This is a genomic window from Rhabdaerophilum sp. SD176 (genome assembly GCF_030143245.1).
Classification (GTDB): Bacteria; Pseudomonadota; Alphaproteobacteria; order Rhizobiales; family Beijerinckiaceae; genus Rhabdaerophilum.
The window spans coordinates 327,921-349,469 of the sequence record NZ_JARJNS010000006.1 but is presented as its reverse complement, the minus strand read 5'-3'; the positions used below and the strand labels follow the sequence as shown (position 1 = coordinate 349,469).

Genomic DNA, 21,549 nt, shown 5'->3' with positions numbered 1-21,549 from the left:
CGCAATCGAACCCTCGGGGAAGCAGACACGTCCGAGGCCTTGCCGTTGCTTGACAACGGCAAGGACCGGTCTTCCTCGGAGCAAGCGCCCCGCAGGCGGCTGCTTTGGCCAATGCGCATCCTCGCGCTCGTTTGTGCCCTCCTTCTCGGTGGCGTCATCGGCCTCAATGTCCAGGGGCCCGTCATGCGCGTCGCCCTGGACTGGACCGGGCCCAAGCCGGGAAACGGATCCCGTGCGGTACGGGCGCCTTCCAGGGAACAGGTTGGCCCGATGACGGCCGGCGATGTGGTCGCTCTCGGGAGACTGCAACCTGCGGGCGGAATCGTCTCTGTCGCTCTGCCGCAGGGCGCTGGCGATGCTCGCATCGACCGGATCCTCGTCGCAGAGGGCGACATGGTGGCCAAGGGCGACGTGTTTGCTGTCCTGGACAGTCTCGCGCTCTATCAGTCTGCCCTGACAAGTGCCGAAAGTACCCTCGAAATCAGACGCGCGACACTTGCGCAGGCAAGGGTTCAGGTCGTGGCGACGGAAGCCGAGCTTCGCGCGCAGATCCGCGGCGCGGAAGCGACGCTTGCAAAGGCCGAGCGCGAACTGGAGCGGATGACCAGCCTGCTGGACCGCGGAGCAACGACCCAGGCCATTCTTGAGAATGCCGAGCGGTCATCCAATACAGCCCGGGCCGATCTCGAGCGGCTGCAAGCCTCGCTGACGCGCTATCAGCCCGGGCCGGACGGCCAGCCGGTGGATATCGCGGTCGCACTCGCCAATCTCTCGGCAGCCGAAGCAGCGGTTGCGCAGGCCAAGAGTGATCTCGACCGCGCCAAGGTCCTTGCGCCTCAGGACGGCACGATCATCAAGGTGGCTGCGCGCGCGGGCGAGCGCTCTCCTTCCGGCGGACTCTTGCAGATGGGCGATACGGCCCGGATGGAAGCGGAACTGGAAGTCTTCCAGACCATGGTTCCGCAGGTCAGGGTCGGGCAGCGTGTTTCGCTCGTCTCCCCTGTACTGGGCACGTTGCCGCTGACGGGAACAGTTTCGCGCATCGGTACGCTTGTCGGACGGCAGAATGTCACGGCGGACGATCCCGCGGCCAACACAGATGCACGTGTTCTTCTTGTTACGGTTGCCCTGGAGGAAGCGTCGAGCAAACGTGCTGCGCGCTATATCAACCTCGAGGTTGTCGCACGGATCGCCATTGCGGCCGACATGGCGGCTGGAGCAACCGGCCCATGACAGCCTTCCTTACGCGCCTCTTCGGCCGATTGCCTGTCGGGTATCTGCAGCTCACGCATAACCGGGGCAGGCTGCTGGCCGCATTGGCCGGTGTTGCCTTCGCGAACGTCCTTGTCTTCGTTCAGCTGGGCCTTGCCGGCGCGATGGCTGAATCTGTCGCCATTCCCTACCGACTTTTTAAGCCCGATCTTCTGCTCGTGTCGCCCGCCGAATCGGAGGTGTTGTCCGATGCGGCAACGCTTCCGAGGCAAAGGCTGTACCAGGCGATGGTACACCCGGACATCAAGGGCGGCACATCCATCTATATGGCCCGTGCGACCTGGATCTCGGGCCGGAATGCGTCCTCGTCCATCCAGTTCTTCGGCCTGGCGCCGGATGCCACGCCGTTCTTCCAGGACGCGCTCGCCGCGCCCCTTGTCAGCCTGTCCCTGCCGGATACGGCACTCGTCGACACGTTGACCCGTTTTGTCGACATGCAAAGCTATGCGAAGGCGCATCCCGAGGCGCCAGTGCCCTTCGAGTTCCAGAATCGCCAGCTTGGTGCCGTCGGAACGGTTTCGATCGGCGGCGGGTTCGGTGGCGACGGCGTTTTTCTGGTCTCGGACCAGACTTTCTTCCGTCTGTTTCCCAAACGCAGTTCTGCCACGCCCAGCCATATCCTTCTGGCGCTCGCTCCGGGCGCTGATCCAACGCGGGTCGCGGCTGAACTCGCGCGTGCCTTCCCGCCGGATACGGTCCGGATCCGTACTGTCACTCAGGCGACAGGACAGGAAATCCGCCACCAGATGACCAAACGCCCAACCGGTCTCGTCTTCGCCTTTGGCGTGCTGATTGGAGTCATTGTGGGCATCGTGATCGCTTATCAGGTCCTGTCGGCTGATGTCGCTGACCATGTCCGCGAATATGCAACCTTCAAGGCCATGGGGTTCCGCCAACGGTTTTTCGTCAGCATTATCCTGGAGGAAGCGATCATTCTTGCGGCAATCGGCTTCTGGCCCGGGCTGGCCTTTTCACATCTTTTCTATACGACCCTGGCGTCGTTGACGAACATCCCGATCTTCATGACGCCGGAGCGGGCTGTCGCCGTCTTCTTCGGGACGATCATCGCTTGCTCCGTATCCGGCCTTCTGGCCATGCGAAAGCTCGCCGCGGCCGAGCCGGCCGAACTGTTCTGAGCGCTTGATGACAGACGCAGCGATCTCTGTTTCAGGTCTCGATCATTTCTTCGGCGAGGGTGAAGCCCGCAAGCAGGCCTTGTTCGAAGTCAATCTCGAGGTCGCGCGGGGGTCGCTGACCATCCTGATGGGGCCATCCGGTTCGGGAAAGACCACGCTCCTGACCCTCATGGGGTGTCTCCGCGCGGTGCAGGCCGGCAGCATCCGCTTGCTGGACCGGGAATTGTCGTCATCGGATGAATCCCTTCGGATCGACATGCGTCGGCGCCTCGGCTTCATCTTCCAGGCTCACAACCTGCACGACAGCCTGACGGCACGGCAGAATGTGATGATGGGCTTGCAGGTCCATGGCCGTGGCGATCCGACGAGGCAGGCCCTTGCTGTCGATCATGTGCTCCAGCGCCTCGGGCTTGGGGAGCGACTGGACTATCTTCCGGCGAACCTCTCAGGGGGGCAGAAGCAGCGCGTCGCCATTGCGAGGGCGCTGGTCTCGAACCCGGACATCATTTTTGCTGACGAGCCCACGGCGGCGCTCGACGCAGTCAGTGGCCTTGCGGCCGTCCAGCTGTTCAAGGATCTCGGACGCGCCCGGGGCACCACCACCGTGATGGTCACGCACGACCCGCGCATCCTGGATCTGGCGGATCGCGTCGTGACCTTGGAGGACGGCCGGATCGTGAACTCTCGTCACGCGCCTGTGTGAACGCTTCGGAGGTTAGTATTTTCCTCGGTGAACTGATGATGCCCTGCGCCAGGCGTCGCCGGCAAGCCGCCCGTGTGTGAAAGGAACCTCTTGTGACAGGTGTGAGGATATTCACGACCAGCTTTGTCCCGATGGTTGCTCTGCTCATTATCATTCTCGGGGGAGAATTTTCGGGCTTTGCGTCGGCCCAGACATATCCCGGGGCCAGGACGCGCCCTGCGGGTATGCCGAACTTGGCTGTCTGCCGTTTTGCTCCTGATTCAGACGCTTTCTTCCCAATTCCTTCGCGCGTCGGATTGCCCATGCCGGATCGCGCAGCTCCCGCCACGCCGTTGAAATCGACGTCGTCCAAGGCCTCGAAGGATGATGAGGACGATGCCGATGATGACGACGATGCCGATCCGCCTGTGCGAAACTTTATCGCGATCCATGCGACCAAATTTCAGCGCGGGCCGTGCTATCGCGTTTCCGGCGGCATTGCGTCATCCGTCACACTGAACGACGGGACGGCGAGTTCGGGGCGTTTCAACCCCGATGGACGCCAATCCTTGCAGAGTGAAATCCGTGCAACGATCGGTCTTCAAAGCCTCGAAGACACAGAAATCGGCCGGGTGCGGACCACCTTCGAGCTGGAATTGAACCGGATCGATGGCGAAACCACTGCGTCCGTCAGTTCAATCTGGGCGAGTGCCGGCCCTTTGACCTTCGGGTGAAGGGATCGAATTTTGACGATTGGGCCGGAGACGAATTTGGCTTCAAGGCAACTGCGCCTTCTGCAAGCACGGTCTTGGCCTCGTTGGCCTTCCGCCTCAGCGAGTCAGGCACACTGACGGTTAGCGCCGAGGCCCAGTATGCACGCTGGTTGAGCGATGCCGGATACTCCAGAAATTCGCTGCCGGATCTTGTTACACGCTGGCGTCATGATGTCGATGGCACGACGCTGCATCTGGGGATGGCCTTCCGCGCGCTCAGCCTCGTTCAGCCCACTTCGATACAACGCTTCGGCTTTGCCGGTACCGCTGAGGGATGGGTTGTCGGTAGAGAAGGCCCGCGCACTGAGCGTTCTTGTCGTCATGATGATGATGATTGCGGGTTTTCACACCTTCCATCGATTGCGCGCGCATGGTCTGGGATCCGTACCGATGATGCTGGCATGCAGCATCATCGCCGTGCTCACGGGCTTGTGGATCTGGGGTGCTTTTGTTGGCGAGACCAATTTGTTCCGCGGTGCGATTGGCTCGCTCTCCATCATGGTCCTGGCCTTGGTCATCGATCGCGTTCTTGCTTTGAGTATTCGTGCCTCGCGCCGGCCAGCGGTTATGCGGCGGCTCTTTGTCGTTCGTGCGCTGGTCGATGCAGTTGCTGTCGCGCTGATCCTGCGCATTCTGATCGAGTTTTGGTTCAGTGGCTTTCCGGGCCTTTTCGGTCCGCCGGGTTGGTCGGATTTTGCCCGCCGTTTTTCGCTCGCGTCGGTTCTGTTCATTCTGGGCCTCTGGGTGTCGGCGCTCATTCACGTCTGGGTCGAGGCGCGCTTGCTTCCGGGTGGAAATGGCCCCGCCGGCCAGGAGAACACGGCACTGCGCGCGCGCTTTGCCACTGTGCTACCGATTGTCCGCTTCGGCGCGATAACAATCATCATGCTGGTGGTTGCACTTATGGCGCTTTCGATCATCGGCATCGACATCACGCCATTGATGGCAGGAGCCGGCATCGTGGGCCTTGCGATCAGTCTCGGTTCACAAACGTTGGCCAAGGATATTGTGTCCGGCCTGTTTTACATGTTCGAGGATGTCTTCCGGCTCGGAGAGACGATCGAGTCAAGCGGAAGGCAAGGTCGCCTCGAGGCCATAGGGACGCGCTCTGTTCGCCTGCGTGACGAGACCGGGCGGGTCCACACGATCCCATTTGGTGATCTAGGCGCTATTACCAACCACAGCCGACGTTTGATGTTATGCCGGATAACGGTCGATTTTCACAGATCTGTGGAACCGGATCAGATCACAACCCTCGCGCTCGCCATCGGCCATGCTCTGCAAAGCGAAAAGCCGCTGCAGGCCGGACTTGTTGGCGATATCCAGATCACAAGTAGCCCGTTGCAGCCTGAGGGCCGTGATCAGCAGATTTCAGCGGTCTTCCAGATTGATGCCGGTCGGGCCCAGCAGGCCGACGCGCTTGCCAAGCGCTTGGTCGAAGGTGAATTGATGGATGCCGGTTTCACAGCGGAAAACGTGAGCATCACCGCCGAAGTTCTTGATGCTTCTATGGCCTCAAGTGTTCCGGCCTCACCGCCATGACGATAACAAATCTGGCCTGCTGCCGGCTGCATGAACGGAAGAGCGCCTATTTTCCTGGATACCGATGAAGGTCCGGTTTCGGAGATCGATGATGCAACGCTGAACGACTGAAAAGCGGGAGCGAAGCGGTTGTTGCGGGCCGCGCTCTCCCTCCCGGTGTAAGGCCAGGCTCAACGACAGGCCTCCGCCTCCTACGCCGATTTGACCACACAGTCCACCGTGAAGCTGGCGGCATCGGGTGCCACGATGATTGTCGCCAGCGGGCGATTGTCGAGATTTTCGCGGATCGCCCTGTTCACGCGTTCGGGCGTGATGGCTGCGATACGCTTTTCATAGGTCTCTACATGATCGGCTGGCAGTCCTTCAAGCATCGCATTGCGCGTGATGCGGGCGACATAAGGTGCGCGCCGCATACTCTGCTGGGCACTGTCGGAGGAAAACCGGCTTGCCGCTGATGGGGAAGGCGGCTGGCCGGACCGGAAATGCGATGCGCGTCTTCCGTGACCTGACATTTGCTTGGGTGCAAGGCTCGATCCGCAAGCACCGCAATCAGGAGCGACACCTCTCATCCAGGTCAACATTCAAGGAACGTCCCGCCGCCGCTCTCAGTGAATGGCGTCAGCTTTGCGTGGCCTGATCCAGACCGGGGCAGGGGACATTCCAAGACTTTATTGTTGAGTCTGACAGCGCCCGCGGAGCGCCTCGCGCAATGCGCGGAATCCGTCGAGCAGAGCTGTCATCATCGGGGAGGCGACGGTGCCCCTTCCGGGCGACCACCGATTGCGCTCGAGATCATCCGGATGCGCATACCCTTCGCATGAAATGAACTGGCCGTATTGCGCCTCGAGTTCGAGGCATTCCCGGTGACGGCTCCGACGTTCGGTTCTCTCCGGCATGGCGCACCTCATTCTGTGGGAAGCAAGGCCGGACGACGGGCGAGTTCCGCCTCGAGTTCGGCGATCCGGGTGGTGAGCGGCGCGGTCATCGCGCGGATCTCATCGAGCGTGAACCGCTCGGTGATGTGCTGCGGGCAGTTCCAATCGAACCCCTCGACGGTGATGAGAAACCCGCGTTCGACCCGGGCCCGATAATCAGGCAGTTCGAGCCGGCTGAGCGTCGCCTGGTCGTCGAGCCCGACGATCCGGGCACGACCAAAGAGCTTGAGGCGCGTCTTGTTCGGATAATCCATGAAGAACAGCGACACGCGGGCGTCCGTCATCAGGTTGCCGACGCTGACATATTGCCGGTTACCGCGGAAATCCGCGAAACCGATCGTGTGTTCGTCAAGCACCCGCACGAAGCCCGCAGGGCCTCCCCGATGCTGGATGTAGGGCCAACCCGTCTCGCTGACGGTCGCCATGTACAGCGAATCCCGTGCCGCGATGAAGCCGGCCTCGGCGCTGGTCAGCGCATGGTTCATCGCTTCCGGAACACCCTCCATCCGGGCATAGGCCATCCGGCTCCCCAGATCCTCCTGTATCTTCTTCACCGTCGGGGTGAAGGCAATGTCCGCGAATTTGTGCGACATGACGGTCTCCTCAGGGCCATCCGGCCCTTGCTGTTAAAGTCCCAGGTCAGACAACCCCGGGTGATCCTGCGGGCGCGGGCCTTGCGGCCACCGGAACTTCCGGTCGCTCTCGCGGATCGGTTGATCGTTGATGCTCGCGAAGCGCAGGCGCATAAGCCCCCGCTCGTCGAACTCCCAGTTCTCGTTGCCGTGGCTACGGAACCAGTTCCCCGCATCGTCGCGCCATTCGTAAGCAAAGCGCACCGCGATCCGGTTCTCGGCGAAGGCCCAGAGTTCCTTGACGAGGCGGTAGTCGAGCTCGCGCGACCATTTCCGAACCAGAAATTGCACGATCTCGGCGCGGCCGACCGGAAACTCCGCCCGGTTTCGCCAGCGGCTGTCCTCGGTATAGGCGAGGGAGACGCGTTCCGGGTCGCGCGCATTCCAGGCATCCTCGGCCATCCGCACCTTCTGGATGGCCGTCTCGCGGGTGAAGGGTGGCAGGGGCGGCCGTGCGCCTGAAGCGGCATTTGGCGGCGTCATGGCAATCTCCTTTGCTTGCGGGATGTGTCGAGCGCAGGACAATCCTGCGCCTGAACACGGTGTCAGAGGGCTCGGACCCACTCCGCCACAGATAATGCACCAGCGCGACCGAGTAGATGTCGCCCGCGGCCTGATCGTTCGCTTCACGGTGCTCTGAAGCGCCTTTTGGGTTCAGGCGGCCTTGTTCAGATCGATCTTCGGGAAGTCGATCTCGACCTGCGTCGCCTTGCCGAGCAGGTTCGTGAAGATGTTCATCGCCACATGGGTGATGATCTCGATGACCTCGGCATCGGAATGGCCCGCAGCCCGCACGGCATCGAATTCGGCCTTGCTCACCTGACCGGTATGCTCGACCAGTGCCCGCGCGAAGACGAGCGCGGCTTCCGCCTTGGCATCGGCCGAACGGCCCATCCGGTTCGCGAGCATTTCCTGGTTGTCGAGCCCGGCTTTCCGCCCGATCGCCGTATGCGCCGACACGCAGTACTGGCAGGCATTCTGCTCGGCGACCGCCAGAGCGATCCGTTCGCGCGTCTTCGGGTCAAGCTGGCCGGCGCCGGCAATCCCGTGAATGCCGAGGAAGGCGCTTAAGGCGGCGGGCGAATTCGCCAACACGCGGATGAAGTTGGGAACCATGCCAAGACCGGACTGGACGGCGTCCAGAAGCTGTTTCGCTTCGCCGGTGGCGGTTTGGGGATCAATGACGGCAACACGAGCCATGTTTCTATCCTCTTTCAATTGATGCGACGGACCGTCCCGGTCGCGCTCCGGAAGAAAATGGCTCCTTATCCAGATTGAAAGAATACGCGATATATGAAATTCATTATTCCTCTGAGGGGAATAGAAATGGATCGTCTGCACGAGCTCGAGGTTTTCGTTGCGGTGGCGGATGCGGGTAGCTTCGCCAAGGCCGGCACGCGCCTGCGCCTTTCGCCACCGGCTGTGACGCGAGCCATCTCCGCATTGGAAGACCGGCTTGGGGCCCGTGTCTTCCAACGCACGACGCGCAGCCTCACAATCACGGAAGTAGGCCAGCGCTTCCTTGAGAATGCGCGCCGGATCCTGACCGATCTGGACACGGCCGAAAAGGAAGCCGTTGGCGAAACGGCTGTCCCGCACGGTCATTTGACCGTTACGGCGTCAGTCACATTCGGTCGTTCCGCCTTGACGCCGATCGTCTGTGCCTTCCTCAACCAGAACCCTCGTGTGTCCGTCTCGGTCATTTTGCTCGATCGCCTGACCAACCTCATCGAGGAGGGTATCGACCTGGCCGTGCGGATTGGCCCCTTGCCGGATTCAAACCTTGTCGCGAAGAAGGTGGGCATGGTCCGCCGGATCCTGGTGGCGAGTCCTGATTACCTGTCACGCCGGGGAACGCCGCTTTCGCCGGCCGACCTTCGCCTGCATTCGATGATTGCCTTCACAGGGCTGATGCCGAACCGCGAATGGCGCTTCATGGATGGCAGAAGCGGTCAGAGCGTCGCCTTCACCCCGCGCCTCGAAATCAACGATTCGGTGGCGGCGATTGGAGCGGCGGAGATGGGCGACGGCATCACCATCGCTTTGTCCTACATGGTCGCAGACAAGATCCTCGACGGGCGTCTGGTGCCGGTTCTCGATGACTTCACGCCGCCAGCCGTTCCCGTTAACCTCGTTTACCCGCAGAACAGACTGATCTCGCCCAAAGTCAGGGCCTTTGTGGATTTCGCAACGCCGCGCCTGCGGGGCGCCCTCGACAAACTGACGATCCCGATCGCCGGGCCGCCCGTCACCTTGTCATCCATGCCTCCATCCGCCTGACAAGCCTGGTACGGTCCTGCCCACCGCTGCGGCGAGCCTGCATGGATTGCGTTAAGGTGAAAACCCGCGCCCGCTGACCGGCAGTATGGGCAGCCGGAGCGGATGAGGAGCGATCGCGTTTTCTGGCACTTCAAGACCGGCCCGGAGATGGCTGGCTCGCCTTTTCGAACCGTTTCGGGCCGCTTCCTGGGAGAACTCCCGACATGGTTGGAAATGCCCGACCTTCTTGGTCTCGATTTTTGCGGCGGAGATCCGCCGGAGTCGGTTCAATTCCGACGACGAGAGCGGGCGATGCTCTGCTTCCGGCGGATGCCAACCGAAGGTCCGCTAAGCAAATTCTGCAGAAATTCGCCGCGGTCCAAGGCTCCATTTACAATCACTTCAACCAGGAACGACACCTCTCATCGAGGCCAGCATTCAAGGAACGCCGCGCCGCTGCTCTCACCGCGTGGCGCCAGCTTTGTGCGGCCTGATCCATGCCGGGACAGGGTGCTTTCCGAGACTTTTTTGGTTAGTCTGACAGCACCCGCAGGCGGGCTCATCTGTGGATGCTGCTGCTCATGCAGGCCTCCTTTCGATCATGGCGCATGCCATCGGGCGCGGTTCGGCTGATCCAGCGCTTGAGTGGCTGCAGCGAGACCCTCTCACGTCATGACCTTGTCATGGCGAGCCAATAACCACCACGGCTCGTGCGGTTCGCAGCGCATTCGATCCCGCTCCCGACACTGGATTGGTCAGATGACCCGCTATCTCGCAACCCGTTTCGTGAGAGCCGTTCTCACGCTTCTTCTTTGCGTGAGCGCCGCCTTTGTTGTTCTCCGCCTTTCTGGGGACCCGACGGATATCCTGCTCCCCGAGGATGCGTCGGCAGATACCCGCGCGGAATATCGCACGCGTTGGGGACTCGACCGGACAATTCCCGAACAGTATTTTCGCTATCTCGCCAGTGTGCTGCGAGGAGATTTGGGGCTGTCCTTCGCCGATGGTCGGCCGGCCATCACGGTCATCCTCGAGGCCATCCCGAATACGCTCATTCTCGGAAGCTCCGCGATTATCCTGGCGCTGGCAGTGGGTATTCCGCTGGGCATTCTGGCGGCTCAGCACCGCAACACGCCCCTTGATCGGACAATCATGTCGTTGGCCGTCCTTGGCTTTTCGCTGCCGACTTTCTTTCTTGCCATTTTGCTCATCCTTCTTTTCGCACTGACGCTGAGATGGCTGCCATCGTCCGGGACGGAAACCTGGCTTCACCTCCTCCTGCCAACAATAACCCTGGCGTCAGGTCTTCTCGGCAAGACCGCAAGGTTTACCCGAACATCGCTGCTCGAGGTGCTGAGCCAACCCTATGTCCGGACGGCACGCGGAAAAGGTGTACCTCGCCTCGGCGTCCTTCTGGGTCATGTTTTCCCGAATGCCGCTGTTCCACTCCTGATGTTTCTCGGGATCGAAATCGGTCTGGTTCTGGCTGGCGCCGTCGTCACGGAAACGATTTTCGCCTGGCCGGGTATCGGGCGCCTGTTGGTCTCTGCAGCGGCGTCCCGCGATCTTCCCGTGGTCCAGGCAGCGATCCTTTTCGTTGCCGCGATCATCGTCCTGTCGAACCTGGCCGTCGATCTTATTCACGCGATGGTTGACCCTCGGATCGACGCCTTCGGCACGAAGCATTCCCGCTCATGAGTGTCCAGGTGGAGACATTTTCTCCTGCCCGGCGGTCGATGCCCCTATCGATCCGTCTCGCGTTGGCCTTTCTGGCCAGCATGGCCGTGATCGCGCTGATCGCGCCGTTGATCGCCCCCTATGATTTTGCCCAGCAGAATCTTCTCAGGCGGCTGCGACCTCCGGTTTTCTGGGGGGGCGATTGGGCCTATCCGCTGGGAACGGACAATCTGGGCCGCGATATCCTGAGCCGGCTCATTTATGGCGTCCGGACATCCATCGCCGTCGCGATGGCAGGCACGCTCATCGGGGCTGTCTTCGGTTCGCTGCTGGGTTATCTGGCGACCCGCCGGCGTGGTCTCGTCGAGGAGATCATCATGATGATGGTGGATGTGCAGGCAGCCTTGCCGGCCTTCTTCATTGCCATCGCCTGCATCGCGCTGATGGGATCGAACCTTCTGATCTTCATCGTCCTTGTAAGCCTGGAAGGCTGGGAACGGTATACCCGCCTCGTTCGAGGGCTCGTGCTTTCCCAGCAGGCATCGGGATACATCCTTGCCGTGAAGGCCCTCGGAGCGAGCGCGGCACGTGTCGATATCCGGCATGTCCTCCCGAACATCGCAGCATCCCTTGTTGTCCAGATGAGCATTACCTTTCCATGGGTCATCCTTCTCGAGACCTCGCTCTCCTTCCTCGGGCTCGGTATCCAACCACCCGGTACATCGTTGGGGCAGATGCTCGGATCGGGCCGGAACTATCTGCTCCAGGCGTGGTGGATTGCCGTCCTGCCCGGCATGACGATCTTCCTCACCACCATGGCGATGAGCCTCGTTGGCGACTGGCTCCGGGACAGGCTGGATCCGACATTGGAAGAGCCTTCCTAACGGCACGCCGTTGTCACTCGCATGTTGCAACTCCTCCGTACGAACCGGGCAGCGCCAACTGGAGATTTGCCTCATGTCTGTGACCCGCCGCCGGTTTTCACAAGGCCTCGTCGCCGCCCCCTTCGTTGTCACGACGCCCCATGCTTTTGCCCAGACAGATCGTCGACCGACCTTGACGGTGGCCGTTGCGCAGCTGCCTAAGGTGCTCGAGCCGGCACTCGAGTTGAACAATGTCGGGACGCGGGTCACGTATTCGGTATTTGATACGGTCATCCGTCGTGACTTCAAGGGCTCGCCGGATGGCGGCGGGTCGGCCCTGCTGCCCCATCTGGCGACGTCCTGGAAGCGCGAGAGCAGCCAATCCCTGCTGGTCAGTTTCCGTGACGACGTGATGTTTCACGATGGCGCGAAAATGACCGCCGAGGATGTTGCCTACACGTTCCGCAATGGCCGGCTCTGGGGGGAAAAGGCAGCGATCCCGGGTGGCCGCGCCTTCTTCGGAACGCTGTCGGAGGTTGAAGCCGTTGACCGGAACACCGTGCGCTTCAAGACCCGCATTCCCGATGTGCTCCTCGAGCAAAGACTGGCCTCCTGGTGCTCCTGGATCGTCAGCAAGCGCCATTACGAGCAGGTCGGGATCGAGGGCTTCGGGAAGAACCCGATCGGAACAGGCCCCTTCCGGTTCTCGCGGGCACGGGCCAATGAATTCATGGAATTCGAGGCGCATGACGCCTATTGGATGGGCCGCCCGAATGCGCGCCGCGTGACATTCCGCGAGGTGCCGGAACTCTCGACCCGTATTGCCGGGCTGGTCTCCGGCGAGTTCGATCTGATCACCAACGTCCCGCCAGACCAGCTCACCGTGTTGCAGGGGTACAAGGATGTCGATGCCCGGTCGGTCGTGCTGGCGAACAGCCACCTCCTGACCTTCGACGCCCGTTCTCCGCAGACCAACGACAGGCGCATCCGGCAAGCCCTCGGCCTTGCCATCGATCGCAAGAAGCTTGTCGACTCGCTCTGGCTCGGCAAGGCTGCTATCCCGGCTTCCCATAATTACCCCGAATTTGGCGACATGTTCTTGCCGGGACGCGCGTTGTCCTTTGACCCGACGAAGGCGAAAGCGCTTCTGAAGGACGCCGGGTACAAAGGCGAACCGATCACCTATCGCACGATGCCAAACTACTATACGGCCGCTCTCGATGCCGCCCAGATCATCGTGGAGATGTGGAAGGCCGTCGGCATCAACGCGCAGCTTCAGGTTGTTGAAAGCTTCGCGCAGATGCAGAGTGCAGGCCAGCAGGTCGGCAACACCTCGAATTCGACCCGCTTCCCCGATCCTCTCGGAGCGCTGTGGATCTCCTGGGGCCCGAATTCGGAGTTCCAGCGGTCAAAGGCCTTTGACCCGGGCGACGCTGCCGCGTTCAACACGCTTGGGAAGGCACTCGAATCCGAGACCGATCCCGCCAAGCGGAAAGCCTTGTTCGCGAGCATGCTGGACGCTTGGGAAGATGCGTGTCCCGCCACGATTCTCTACCAGCCCTTCGAGAGCTATGGCGTGAAGAAGAAGATCAGCTGGAAGCCCTACAGCTTCTTCTTCATGGACCTGCGGCCGGACAATCTGTCCTTTGCCTGATACGGGACAGTCCATGACGCGTTCGATCACGATCGTGCAGGTTTCGGACACCCATCTGTCCGAAACCCACGCCTACTTCATCGATAACTACCGTGTATTCGAAGAGGAAATGGCCAGGCTGAAGCCTGATCTCATTGTCCATACGGGGGATATTTCCTTCAACGGGCCTGCCCGCCCGGATGACCTGGTGTTTGCGGCGTCCCAGCTCCGCCGGCTGCAAGCGCCGCTCCGCGTCCTCGCGGGCAACCATGATGTCGGTGAGGCCCCGGGCCATTCCCGCCTCGACCAGCCCCTGAATGACGCGCGCATCAAGGCGTGGCGTGATCATGTTGGTCCGCTTTGGTGGCACGAGGATATCGGTGCCTGGCGCCTGATCGGTCTCGATACAGCGTTGATGGGTTCCGGCAGACCAGAAGAAGACGAGCAAAACGAATTCCTTGTGGGAGTACTCGCTTCGCGGGGGACCCGCCCGGCCATGGTATTCATGCATATGCCGCCTTTCTACCGCGATGCCGAAGACCCGGTCTTCACGACATCCGCCATTCCGTTCGGCGTGCGCGGTGAATTGCTGTCTCGTTGCCGGGACGGAGGCGTAAAGGTCATGACCTGTGGCCACCTGCACGTCTATCGCACGCTGCGATACCAGGGGATGCAAATCGTCTGGGCACCGACGACGGCCATGGTCAATCCGAAACACCAGTGGATGCAATGGCGGCGGTGGACGCGGCCGGGCTATCTAGTCTGGCATCTTGAGGGCAGCAGGATCCGCCATGAACTGGTTGAGCCGAGGCTCATGATCGGGCTGGATACGACGCGCTGGACCGAAATTGGCGGCACAACAACGAACATGCCGCCACGTCCTCTGGTCCGGAATGCCTAGTCATGACCGATGGCGGTGTCAGCCCTGACGCTCGCCATGCACAAGAAAGGTCGCCCCGCCCCGACTTGCGATGGCGAGGCTTTGTACAAAGCCGCCGGTTGAAGCCGTGAACGCGTGCCGTTCGACGGCGTGGTCCGCTGCACTCCGCAGCGTGTGGCCCTGCATGCTGACGGGCTGCGGAAGGCCGAGCAGATCGAGGATGGTCGGCCCGATATCGATGATCCCGGCAGGAACATCCGTGATCGCGCTGCCATTCGCTGCTGAACCGCCGAGAACAAGCAACGTATTCAATTCGTGCCGGTTGAGGCCACCATGCATGCCGCCACCGACCGGCACGCTCCCCGTGATCAATCCGAGCCCGGGCAAGCCATGGGCGTCCCTGCTGGTGTCGGAGCGCAGGACATAAACAAGCTCCGGCGAGCGCGGATGGTGAAGCTCGACCAACCGCGTCGAGAAGGTTCCCGGGACACTGCCCAGAATGGGATCATCGGATGGTGTGAAGACCATCCCGGTGAATTCCTGCGCCATCAGCCAGCGGGCCACGGCATCGCGGCGATCAAGATCACCATCGAGAACGCGGATCTCGCCCATGTTGCCCCCGGTGACCGCCAGGGCTGCTCCATCAAGAGCCCGCGCGGATGCTTTCGCCGCCGGGTGACCGGCTCCGGTGAGGAGTTCGGTAATGTCAACCTGGCCTGAACTCGAGATCTGCCCATGATCCGAGGCGATGATCAGGGCAATGTCCTGTGCGTCCGAGCGGGCGGCAATGGTGTCAAGAATGCGCTGGAAGGCTGCATCGACATGGGCTAGTACGGCCAGCGTCTCTTCAGAACCCAGAAACTTGTAGTGGAAGGACGTGTCAGGCTCGTTGAACCAGATCAGCGCGACATCGGGGTTGATGTCCGGCAGAACATGCTCCGTCAAGACACGGGTTGCATAATCGATTTCCTCGAACCGCGGCAGATTGCGTGGCGGCAAGGGGCCAAAGCGGGCCACCATTTCCCGGACGGCATGTGGCGTCTTCGTATGGGCCTCCCCCAATACCGAAAACGTCCAGTGGTTGTTGATCGCCGCACCCGGATTGATGGCGTAGGTCGATCCCGGCGAACCGGAATGCACGACCGCGAGGTTCCTGCCGTGCGCAGCCAGGACATCCCCGAAGGTTGTTGCCGTGATGAAGCGCCCATTGAGCGTGGCTTCAGCGAGCGCGATATCGCTGGCAAGCGAGACGTCCAGCACGAAATCGCGGCTTACCTCCGGATAGTAGAAGGCGTTGCCGACAATGCCATGGATGACCGGCATCGCTCCCGTTGCCATCGAACTGGTTGCGACGCGCGTCATGGAAGGGAATACAGACCGGGCTTCCCGGAACCAGGAATTTGCCACGGAATAGGCGTGCAGATTGGGCATGAGGATCGGCGTGACCATATCCGGCCGCAATCCGTCAAACACGACAACGACGATCTTCGATGTTTCTTGCATGGTCTACCTCAAGGTGGGATCGAGCCGGTCGCGCAGCCAGTCGCCCAGAACCGAAACGGCAAGGGTTGTCAGGATGATGGTCACCGCTGGTGCAAGCATGATCCAGGGAGCCCGGGTGATGTATTCGCGGCCAAAACCCACCATGTTGCCAAGGCTGGTCATCGGGGGCTGTACCCCAAGGCCAAGGAATGAAAGCGAGCTTTCCAGCAGGATGACCTCCGGGAAAACCAGTGTCATCATCACGATCAGCGTCGACGCGATGTTTGGAAGAATGTGCCGAAGATAGACCCGGACGGGCCGAGCACCTAACTGATGGATCGCCGATGCGTATCCTTGCGCGCTGGCCGAAATGGCCAGGCCACGCGCAATGCGCGCATAGCGTTCCCAGCCGAACAGTCCCATCAGCCCGATCAGAAGCGGCAGGGAATTGCCAAAGAAGGCAAGAACCGACAATGCGAGGATCAGAAACGGCATGCTGGCTTGAAAATCGGCCAGCATCAGGACGAGTTGTTCAGCAACACCACGAAAATACGCGGCCACGAACCCAAGGACGGTGCCCAAAAAGGCAGAAATCAGGGCCGCGCCGAAGGCGATCAACAGGGAAATCCGGATCGACACAAAAAGCCGCGACATCACATCACGGCCCAGCTCATCGGTGCCGAGCCAATGCAACGGATTGCCCGGCGGTGAAAGGCGATTGCGCAAGTCAGGCGCAGTGAAGCGATAGGGCGAAAGGACATCGGCAAGCAGGGCAATGACAACCATCCCGATCAGCCATGCCAGGGCAAGATAAACGGCGATCGGAACCGATCGCGATCGTGTGTGATCCAAGGATTTGGGCGCCGGCTTTGCCGATGCCAGGGCATGATCGGTCATGGCTGCCCTCCCGCTGCCTTTTGACCCTTCGCACTACGCAGTCGCGGGTCCAGAAAGCCGTAGAGGAAGTCAACGATCAGGTTTGAGATCACCATCGTTGCCGCAACCAGGAGCAGAATGCACTGCACGACCGCAAGGTCACGGTTGGCCACGGCCACGACAAGCAGGCGCCCGACTCCGGGCCACGAAAACACGCTTTCGACAACCACCGCCCCCGCGATCAGGGTGCCAACCATGAAACCAATGATCGTCACCGTCGGAATTGCCGCGTTCGGCAAGGCATGGCGCGTGATCACATCCTGCCAGGGTACACCCTTTGCGCTGGCGGCCCGGATGAAGGGTTGGCCGAGCACCTCGAGCATGGCGGATCGTGTGAAGCGGGCAAGGATCGCGGCACCGCCGATCCCCAGCGTCAGGATCGGAAGAATTGCATGGCGCCAGCTGTCCTGCCCACCCGAGGGGAGCCAGCCGAGCTGAACTGCGAAGACCAGCACCAGTGTCAGGCCAAGAACAAAGCTTGGGATCGTGAATCCGGCAACCGAAACGATCATTACAATGCGGTCTGTGAGGCTGCCACGGTGCAGGGCGGCATAGACCCCGGCCGGAATGCCGATGCCGAGCTTGAGGACCAGGGCAGGGACCGTCAGCGCCAGGGTGATCGGGATGCGTTCGGCGACAATCTCGATCGCCGACCGGCCATCGCGCATGGACCGGCCCAGTTCGCCCTGGGCAATCGCCCCGAAATAGTGAAGATACTGGAGCCATATCGGATCATCGAGGCCCCAGGCTCGACGAAAGGCGGCGAGCACTTCGGGCGGTGCTTCCGGCCCGAGGATGATCTGGGCTGGATCTCCGGAAAGCCGCAGCACGATGAAGGCAAATGTCACGACAAGGGCGATCGTGATCAGCGCCCGGCCAACGCGGAGAATGATGAAGCGCCCCATCAGGCGGCTCGCGTCTGGTCAGAGGTCGCGGCAGGGTAGAGATGGCAGGCAACGCGGCGTTCCCTGCCCACAGGAACGAGCGCCGGGGCCTCCTCCTTGCACCGGGGCATCGCGGCTCCGCATCGGGGATGAAACGCGCAGCCTGTCGGCCGGTTCGCCGGGTTGGGCGGCTCCCCGGTCAGGACGATACGTTCATGGCGGTTGGTCGAGCGGGCTTGCGGCGCGGCAGAGACAAGGGCCTTTGTGTAGGGATGGAGCGGCGATGCGAACAGATCATCCGCATCTCCCTCCTCGACAAAGCCTCCGAGATACATCACCGCCACACGCTTCGAAATCTGTCGAACCACCCGAAGATCATGGCTGATGAACATCATCGCGAGACCCAGTTCGGTCTGCAGGTCGATCAGTAGATTGACCACCTGCGCCTGGATGGACACGTCGAGCGCTGAAACCGGCTCGTCACATACGAGAAAATCGGGGCCAGTCATCAGGGCCCGCGCAAGAACGACGCGCTGGCGCTGCCCGCCGGACAATTCATGCGGGTAGCGCGCGCCCTGTTCGCGCGAAAGTCCGACCCGCGCCAGCATCTCTGCCGCCTTGACCTGATTGCCGTGATGCTCCCGTGGATGGTGAATATCCAGCGGTTCGCGGATCTGCGTGAGCACCGGGAGACGACGGTCAAGTGCACCCAGCGGATCCTGGTAGATCATCTGCATGCGCTGTCGCAGGGTTCGCCATTCAGCCGTGGATGGCATCGGCATCGGGCTGCCACGGAAGCGAACGGAGCCGCGGTCGGGGGTTTCGAGCCCCAGGGCAAGACGCCCCATCGTTGACTTGCCCGAGCCGGATTCGCCTACAATGCCAAGGGTTTCTCCCGGCAGGATATCAAAACTGACATCATCGACAGCCCGAACGAGGCTCGGCGCGCCGAACATGCCTCGACGAGATTGATAGACCCGCCGGAGATTGCGGGCCAACAGCAGCGGTTCAGCGTTTGCCGACGTCATGCTGCATACCCGTGCGATCGAGCCTGTTCCTGAACGACGGCTTCTTCAGCAAAACAAGCCACACGATGCCCCGGATGTGAGACCCCTAGCGTGGGAATGGCTGAATCGCATGTTGACACCCGTTTCGGGCATCGCGGTGCAAAGGCACAACCGGCTGGAAGAAGTCTCGGATCAGGGACGACACCTGGAATGGACACGAGGCGACGGCGAGGCCCGGACAGCGGCGGCAGCGATCCCAGCAATCCCTGAGCATAAGGGTGGCGGGGGTCATCAAACAGGGCCCCGGTCGTTCCTTCCTCGACAATGCGTCCGGCATACATCACGGCTACGCGATCACATGTTTCGGCGATCACGCCGAGGTCATGGCTGATCAGAACCAGCGCCATGCCCAGCTCGCGGCGGATGGTCTGGATCAGATCAAGGATCTGCGCCTGGATCGTCACATCCAATGCGGTCGTCGGTTCATCTGCAACAAGCAGATCAGGCTGCCCGGCCAACGCCATAGCAATCATGACGCGCTGGTTCTGTCCGCCGGAAAACTCATGCGGATAGGCGTGAATACGACGGGCGGCATCGGGAATACCAACGAGATCAAGAAGTCGGAGTGTCTCTGCCCTGCCAGCGATCCCAGAAAGACCGCGATGCAGTGCAAGAGTTTCGCCAATCTGTTTGCCGATCGAGATCACCGGATTGAGCGCGCTTGCTGGATCCTGGCTGATCATGGCGATTCGCCCTCCCCGCACACGATCGAGCGTGGAGGGCGGGGCCCCGATCAATTCCACCCCCTCGAGCGTTGCGGAACCGCCAATTCGCGCCTTTCCAGGCAAGAGTCCGAGCGCCGCCAACCAAGTGACGGACTTCCCCGAACCGGACTCGCCAACCAGACCAACGGCTTCGCCGCGCGAAACCGTCAGGTTGATGCCATGCAATACGCGCACGCCATCGAAGCTGACGGTCAGCTCGTCCAGCGCGACAAAATGGCTCTCACGATCAGACATAGTTGCCAGGCCGGAAGTCCATCGCGAAGGCTGGCGAAGCCTGCCATTTCAGGGATTTTGGCTTGGCCGTGAACGTCGCATTCTGGTGCAGGACGGTATAGGCAGGGTCTTCGCGCTCGCAGATTTCCAGCATTCGACGAAACGCGAGCCGCCGCTTCGCCCGGTCGGTCGACGTCTCGAGCACTTCACAGAGCTGGTTCATCTCGGCGTTGGTCCATTCGCCGATCTGTTGTTGCTGGCCGTTGGGACCATGCTGATTGACAATCGAGGAGACAGGATCAGAGAACGGTGCCGAATTCGACCAGTCCCGCACAGCGCGCTGGCTGCCCCTTTCCATGATCTGGGTCCAGTTTTCCTTCGAGTTGATCTCAACGTTCAGGCCAACCGTGCGCCACATCTCAATGAGGATCTGCGCAGTCGCGTTCTGATTTGTGTAGTAATTGTTGAGCAGGCGATACGGGATCGGGTCGCCCTTGTACCCAGCCTGTTTCAACAGATCCTGGGCCAGTTTCGGGTTGTATTCCGGGACGCGCCAATCAGCGTGAAACATATCGCCATAGTATTCCCACTGCAGGCCGGCCGGTACCTTGGTGCGCCCGGCCCACAGGCTGTCGACGATAGCCTGGCGATCAATCGCATGGGTGAAAGCGCGGCGCACAAGCGGGTTCTGGAGTTGCGCGTGGTTCTTATCAAACGTGATCAGGCGATGATTGAGGATCGTGCCGCCCTGCACTTCAAAAGCTGCATTCTTCTCGATCTGGCTGATCTGGTCCGGCGGAATATCGCAGGCAAACTGGTATTGGCCGGAAAGAAGACCGGCGATCCGGCTCGGAACTTCCGGCACTTCGATAAAACGAATGCGCTTGATGGGAGGGCGCCCACCCCAATATTCGTCATGGGCTTCCAAGACGAGCATATTGTCTGGGCGGAACTCCACAACCTTGTACGGGCCGGTCGTGATCGGCTTGCGTGCCCAATCGAGGTAGGAAGCGGCATCTTCCCAACCCTTCCGGCTCATGATGTCCGAGCCATAGCGCGCAAGGCGCCCCTCAAGGGTTACGTCCGGTGTCGCATTGAAAAAGCGGACAGTGTACTTGTCGACGGCTTCAACGCGAAGCAGATCGGGCCAGGCCCGGCGCGCCACCGCAATGATCTCGGGGGGCAGTTCCTTGCCGGGGCGGGGCGTCGGGATTTTCTCGAAAGCCTTGAGCGTTGTCCGGTTCTTGGCCTCGCTGTTGCCGAACATACGTTCGCGCGAGAACGTGAAAACAACATCTTCCGCCGTCATTTCTTCGCCGTTGTGAAACTTCACCCCCTGGCGCAGCTTCAGCTCAACCGTCTGGTCGTCGATGCGCTTCCACTCTGTCGCAAGGCCGGGACGAGGGGACAGATTCCCAAGCCATTCCTTGGAGATCAGCGGCTCCCAAAGTGACGTGAAGAAAACGCGCTCTCCCACGTTGGATTGTTCGCGCAGCACATCAAGTGTGTTGGAGTTCACAACCTTCTGTACCGCGACCGTGATCGTTGGCCGGTTATCCGCCTGGCCAATCGCAAAACGCGGAATGGCAGTAATGCCCAGAAGTGAAGCCCCTGCGCCAAGAGCTGTACGGCGTGACAGATTGACCACTATGATCTCCTTTTCGATACAAAAGCGACGATCTCGGAACATCCTGCGGCCCTTGGCTGCAGGGAGGATCAACCACGCCCTCACATTAAGTATTGGTAAGCTGCCCCGCTGACAGCCCTGTGACGAAGCTGGCAAAATGGATGATCTGTTGCCCGATGATCTCATCGATCCTTGCAAGGTTTCTGGTGCTGTCTGCTGTGCCCCCTGCGCCAGGAACCTCTTCGGTCAGAAGATCGTGACCCAATCACTTCGATGCCTACGATTTGAAATACTGAAATGCCCGTGATTGGGCAGTCGTTTTGATCCGCCG

20 protein-coding genes are annotated in these 21,549 nt (G+C 61.1%); 10 read left to right on the top strand and 10 right to left on the bottom strand.

Annotated elements, in window-relative coordinates; translation table 11 throughout:
• The first annotated feature begins 111 nt into the window (after window positions 1-111).
• From P0652_RS16085 to P0652_RS16065, 5 genes are all read left to right on the top strand, one after another.
• Window positions 112-1,233: an HlyD family efflux transporter periplasmic adaptor subunit gene (locus P0652_RS16085; protein ID WP_284179879.1), complete on the top strand. Its 1,122-nt coding sequence runs from the start codon at window positions 112-114 to the stop codon at window positions 1,231-1,233.
• Window positions 1,230-2,408, top strand: a complete 1,179-nt coding sequence (locus P0652_RS16080) for an FtsX-like permease family protein (protein ID WP_284179878.1) — start codon at window positions 1,230-1,232, stop codon at window positions 2,406-2,408. Before P0652_RS16085 ends, P0652_RS16080 begins: the two co-directional genes overlap by 4 nt.
• Window positions 2,409-2,415: 7 nt before the next feature.
• The gene (locus tag P0652_RS16075) at window positions 2,416-3,111 is read left to right on the top strand and encodes an ATP-binding cassette domain-containing protein (RefSeq protein ID WP_284179877.1); all 696 of its coding nucleotides are present in this window, start codon (window positions 2,416-2,418) and stop codon (window positions 3,109-3,111) included.
• A 302-nt stretch (window positions 3,112-3,413) separates the two neighbouring features.
• Window positions 3,414-3,824 carry a hypothetical protein gene (locus P0652_RS16070; protein WP_284179876.1) on the top strand — a complete coding sequence of 137 codons (411 nt, stop codon included), beginning with the start codon at window positions 3,414-3,416 and terminating at the stop codon, window positions 3,822-3,824.
• A 360-nt stretch (window positions 3,825-4,184) separates the two neighbouring features.
• Window positions 4,185-5,405, top strand: a complete 1,221-nt coding sequence (locus P0652_RS16065; RefSeq protein WP_284179875.1) for a mechanosensitive ion channel family protein — start codon at window positions 4,185-4,187, stop codon at window positions 5,403-5,405.
• Window positions 5,406-5,596: 191 nt separating this feature from the next.
• On the opposite strand, the gene P0652_RS16060 is transcribed toward P0652_RS16065, so the two are convergent.
• From P0652_RS16060 to P0652_RS16045, 4 genes are all read right to left on the bottom strand, one after another.
• The gene (locus P0652_RS16060; RefSeq protein ID WP_284179874.1) at window positions 5,597-5,818 is read right to left on the bottom strand and encodes a hypothetical protein; all 222 of its coding nucleotides are present in this window, start codon (window positions 5,816-5,818) and stop codon (window positions 5,597-5,599) included.
• A gap of 491 nt (window positions 5,819-6,309) precedes the next feature.
• Window positions 6,310-6,933, bottom strand: a complete 624-nt coding sequence (locus P0652_RS16055) for a pyridoxamine 5'-phosphate oxidase family protein (protein WP_284179873.1) — start codon at window positions 6,931-6,933, stop codon at window positions 6,310-6,312.
• Window positions 6,934-6,966: 33 nt separating this feature from the next.
• Window positions 6,967-7,455 (bottom strand): nuclear transport factor 2 family protein, encoded by a 489-nt coding sequence (locus P0652_RS16050; RefSeq protein WP_284179872.1) that lies wholly within the window; start codon window positions 7,453-7,455, stop codon window positions 6,967-6,969.
• A gap of 171 nt (window positions 7,456-7,626) precedes the next feature.
• On the bottom strand, window positions 7,627-8,172 hold the full coding sequence (locus P0652_RS16045; protein ID WP_284179871.1) for a carboxymuconolactone decarboxylase family protein: 546 nt from the start codon (window positions 8,170-8,172) through the stop codon (window positions 7,627-7,629).
• Window positions 8,173-8,298: 126 nt separating this feature from the next.
• Here P0652_RS16045 and P0652_RS16040 point away from each other — a divergent pair, with 126 nt between their 5' ends.
• The 5 genes from P0652_RS16040 (at window position 8,299) to P0652_RS16020 (ending at window position 14,305) form a co-directional block, all read left to right on the top strand.
• On the top strand, window positions 8,299-9,252 hold the full coding sequence (locus P0652_RS16040) for a LysR family transcriptional regulator (RefSeq protein WP_284179870.1): 954 nt from the start codon (window positions 8,299-8,301) through the stop codon (window positions 9,250-9,252).
• 651 nt (window positions 9,253-9,903) lie between these two features.
• Window positions 9,904-10,929 carry an ABC transporter permease gene (locus P0652_RS16035; RefSeq protein ID WP_349774989.1) on the top strand — a complete coding sequence of 342 codons (1,026 nt, stop codon included), beginning with the start codon at window positions 9,904-9,906 and terminating at the stop codon, window positions 10,927-10,929.
• On the top strand, window positions 10,926-11,792 hold the full coding sequence (locus P0652_RS16030; protein ID WP_284179869.1) for an ABC transporter permease: 867 nt from the start codon (window positions 10,926-10,928) through the stop codon (window positions 11,790-11,792). Before P0652_RS16035 ends, P0652_RS16030 begins: the two co-directional genes overlap by 4 nt.
• A gap of 73 nt (window positions 11,793-11,865) precedes the next feature.
• Window positions 11,866-13,425: an ABC transporter substrate-binding protein gene (locus P0652_RS16025; protein WP_284179868.1), complete on the top strand. Its 1,560-nt coding sequence runs from the start codon at window positions 11,866-11,868 to the stop codon at window positions 13,423-13,425.
• Between the two features lie 13 nt (window positions 13,426-13,438).
• Window positions 13,439-14,305: a metallophosphoesterase family protein gene (locus P0652_RS16020; protein ID WP_284179867.1), complete on the top strand. Its 867-nt coding sequence runs from the start codon at window positions 13,439-13,441 to the stop codon at window positions 14,303-14,305.
• Between the two features lie 18 nt (window positions 14,306-14,323).
• Here the strand turns inward: P0652_RS16020 and P0652_RS16015 are convergent, their stop codons facing one another.
• From P0652_RS16015 to P0652_RS15990, 6 genes are read right to left on the bottom strand one after another with little or no spacing between them, the layout of a single operon-like run.
• Window positions 14,324-15,787: an alkaline phosphatase family protein gene (locus P0652_RS16015; RefSeq protein WP_284179866.1), complete on the bottom strand. Its 1,464-nt coding sequence runs from the start codon at window positions 15,785-15,787 to the stop codon at window positions 14,324-14,326.
• Window positions 15,788-15,790: 3 nt separating this feature from the next.
• On the bottom strand, window positions 15,791-16,663 hold the full coding sequence (locus P0652_RS16010; protein WP_284179865.1) for an ABC transporter permease: 873 nt from the start codon (window positions 16,661-16,663) through the stop codon (window positions 15,791-15,793).
• Window positions 16,660-17,607, bottom strand: a complete 948-nt coding sequence (locus tag P0652_RS16005) for an ABC transporter permease (RefSeq protein ID WP_284179864.1) — start codon at window positions 17,605-17,607, stop codon at window positions 16,660-16,662. The genes P0652_RS16010 and P0652_RS16005 overlap by 4 nt, the downstream gene beginning before the upstream one ends.
• Window positions 17,607-18,614 carry an ABC transporter ATP-binding protein gene (locus tag P0652_RS16000; RefSeq protein WP_284179863.1) on the bottom strand — a complete coding sequence of 336 codons (1,008 nt, stop codon included), beginning with the start codon at window positions 18,612-18,614 and terminating at the stop codon, window positions 17,607-17,609. Before P0652_RS16000 ends, P0652_RS16005 begins: the two co-directional genes overlap by 1 nt.
• Window positions 18,611-19,612: an ABC transporter ATP-binding protein gene (locus P0652_RS15995; protein ID WP_284179862.1), complete on the bottom strand. Its 1,002-nt coding sequence runs from the start codon at window positions 19,610-19,612 to the stop codon at window positions 18,611-18,613. The genes P0652_RS16000 and P0652_RS15995 overlap by 4 nt, the downstream gene beginning before the upstream one ends.
• Window positions 19,605-21,239, bottom strand: coding sequence for an ABC transporter substrate-binding protein (locus P0652_RS15990; protein ID WP_284179861.1), 1,635 nt, complete (start codon window positions 21,237-21,239; stop codon window positions 19,605-19,607). Before P0652_RS15990 ends, P0652_RS15995 begins: the two co-directional genes overlap by 8 nt.
• Window positions 21,240-21,549 lie beyond the last annotated feature (310 nt).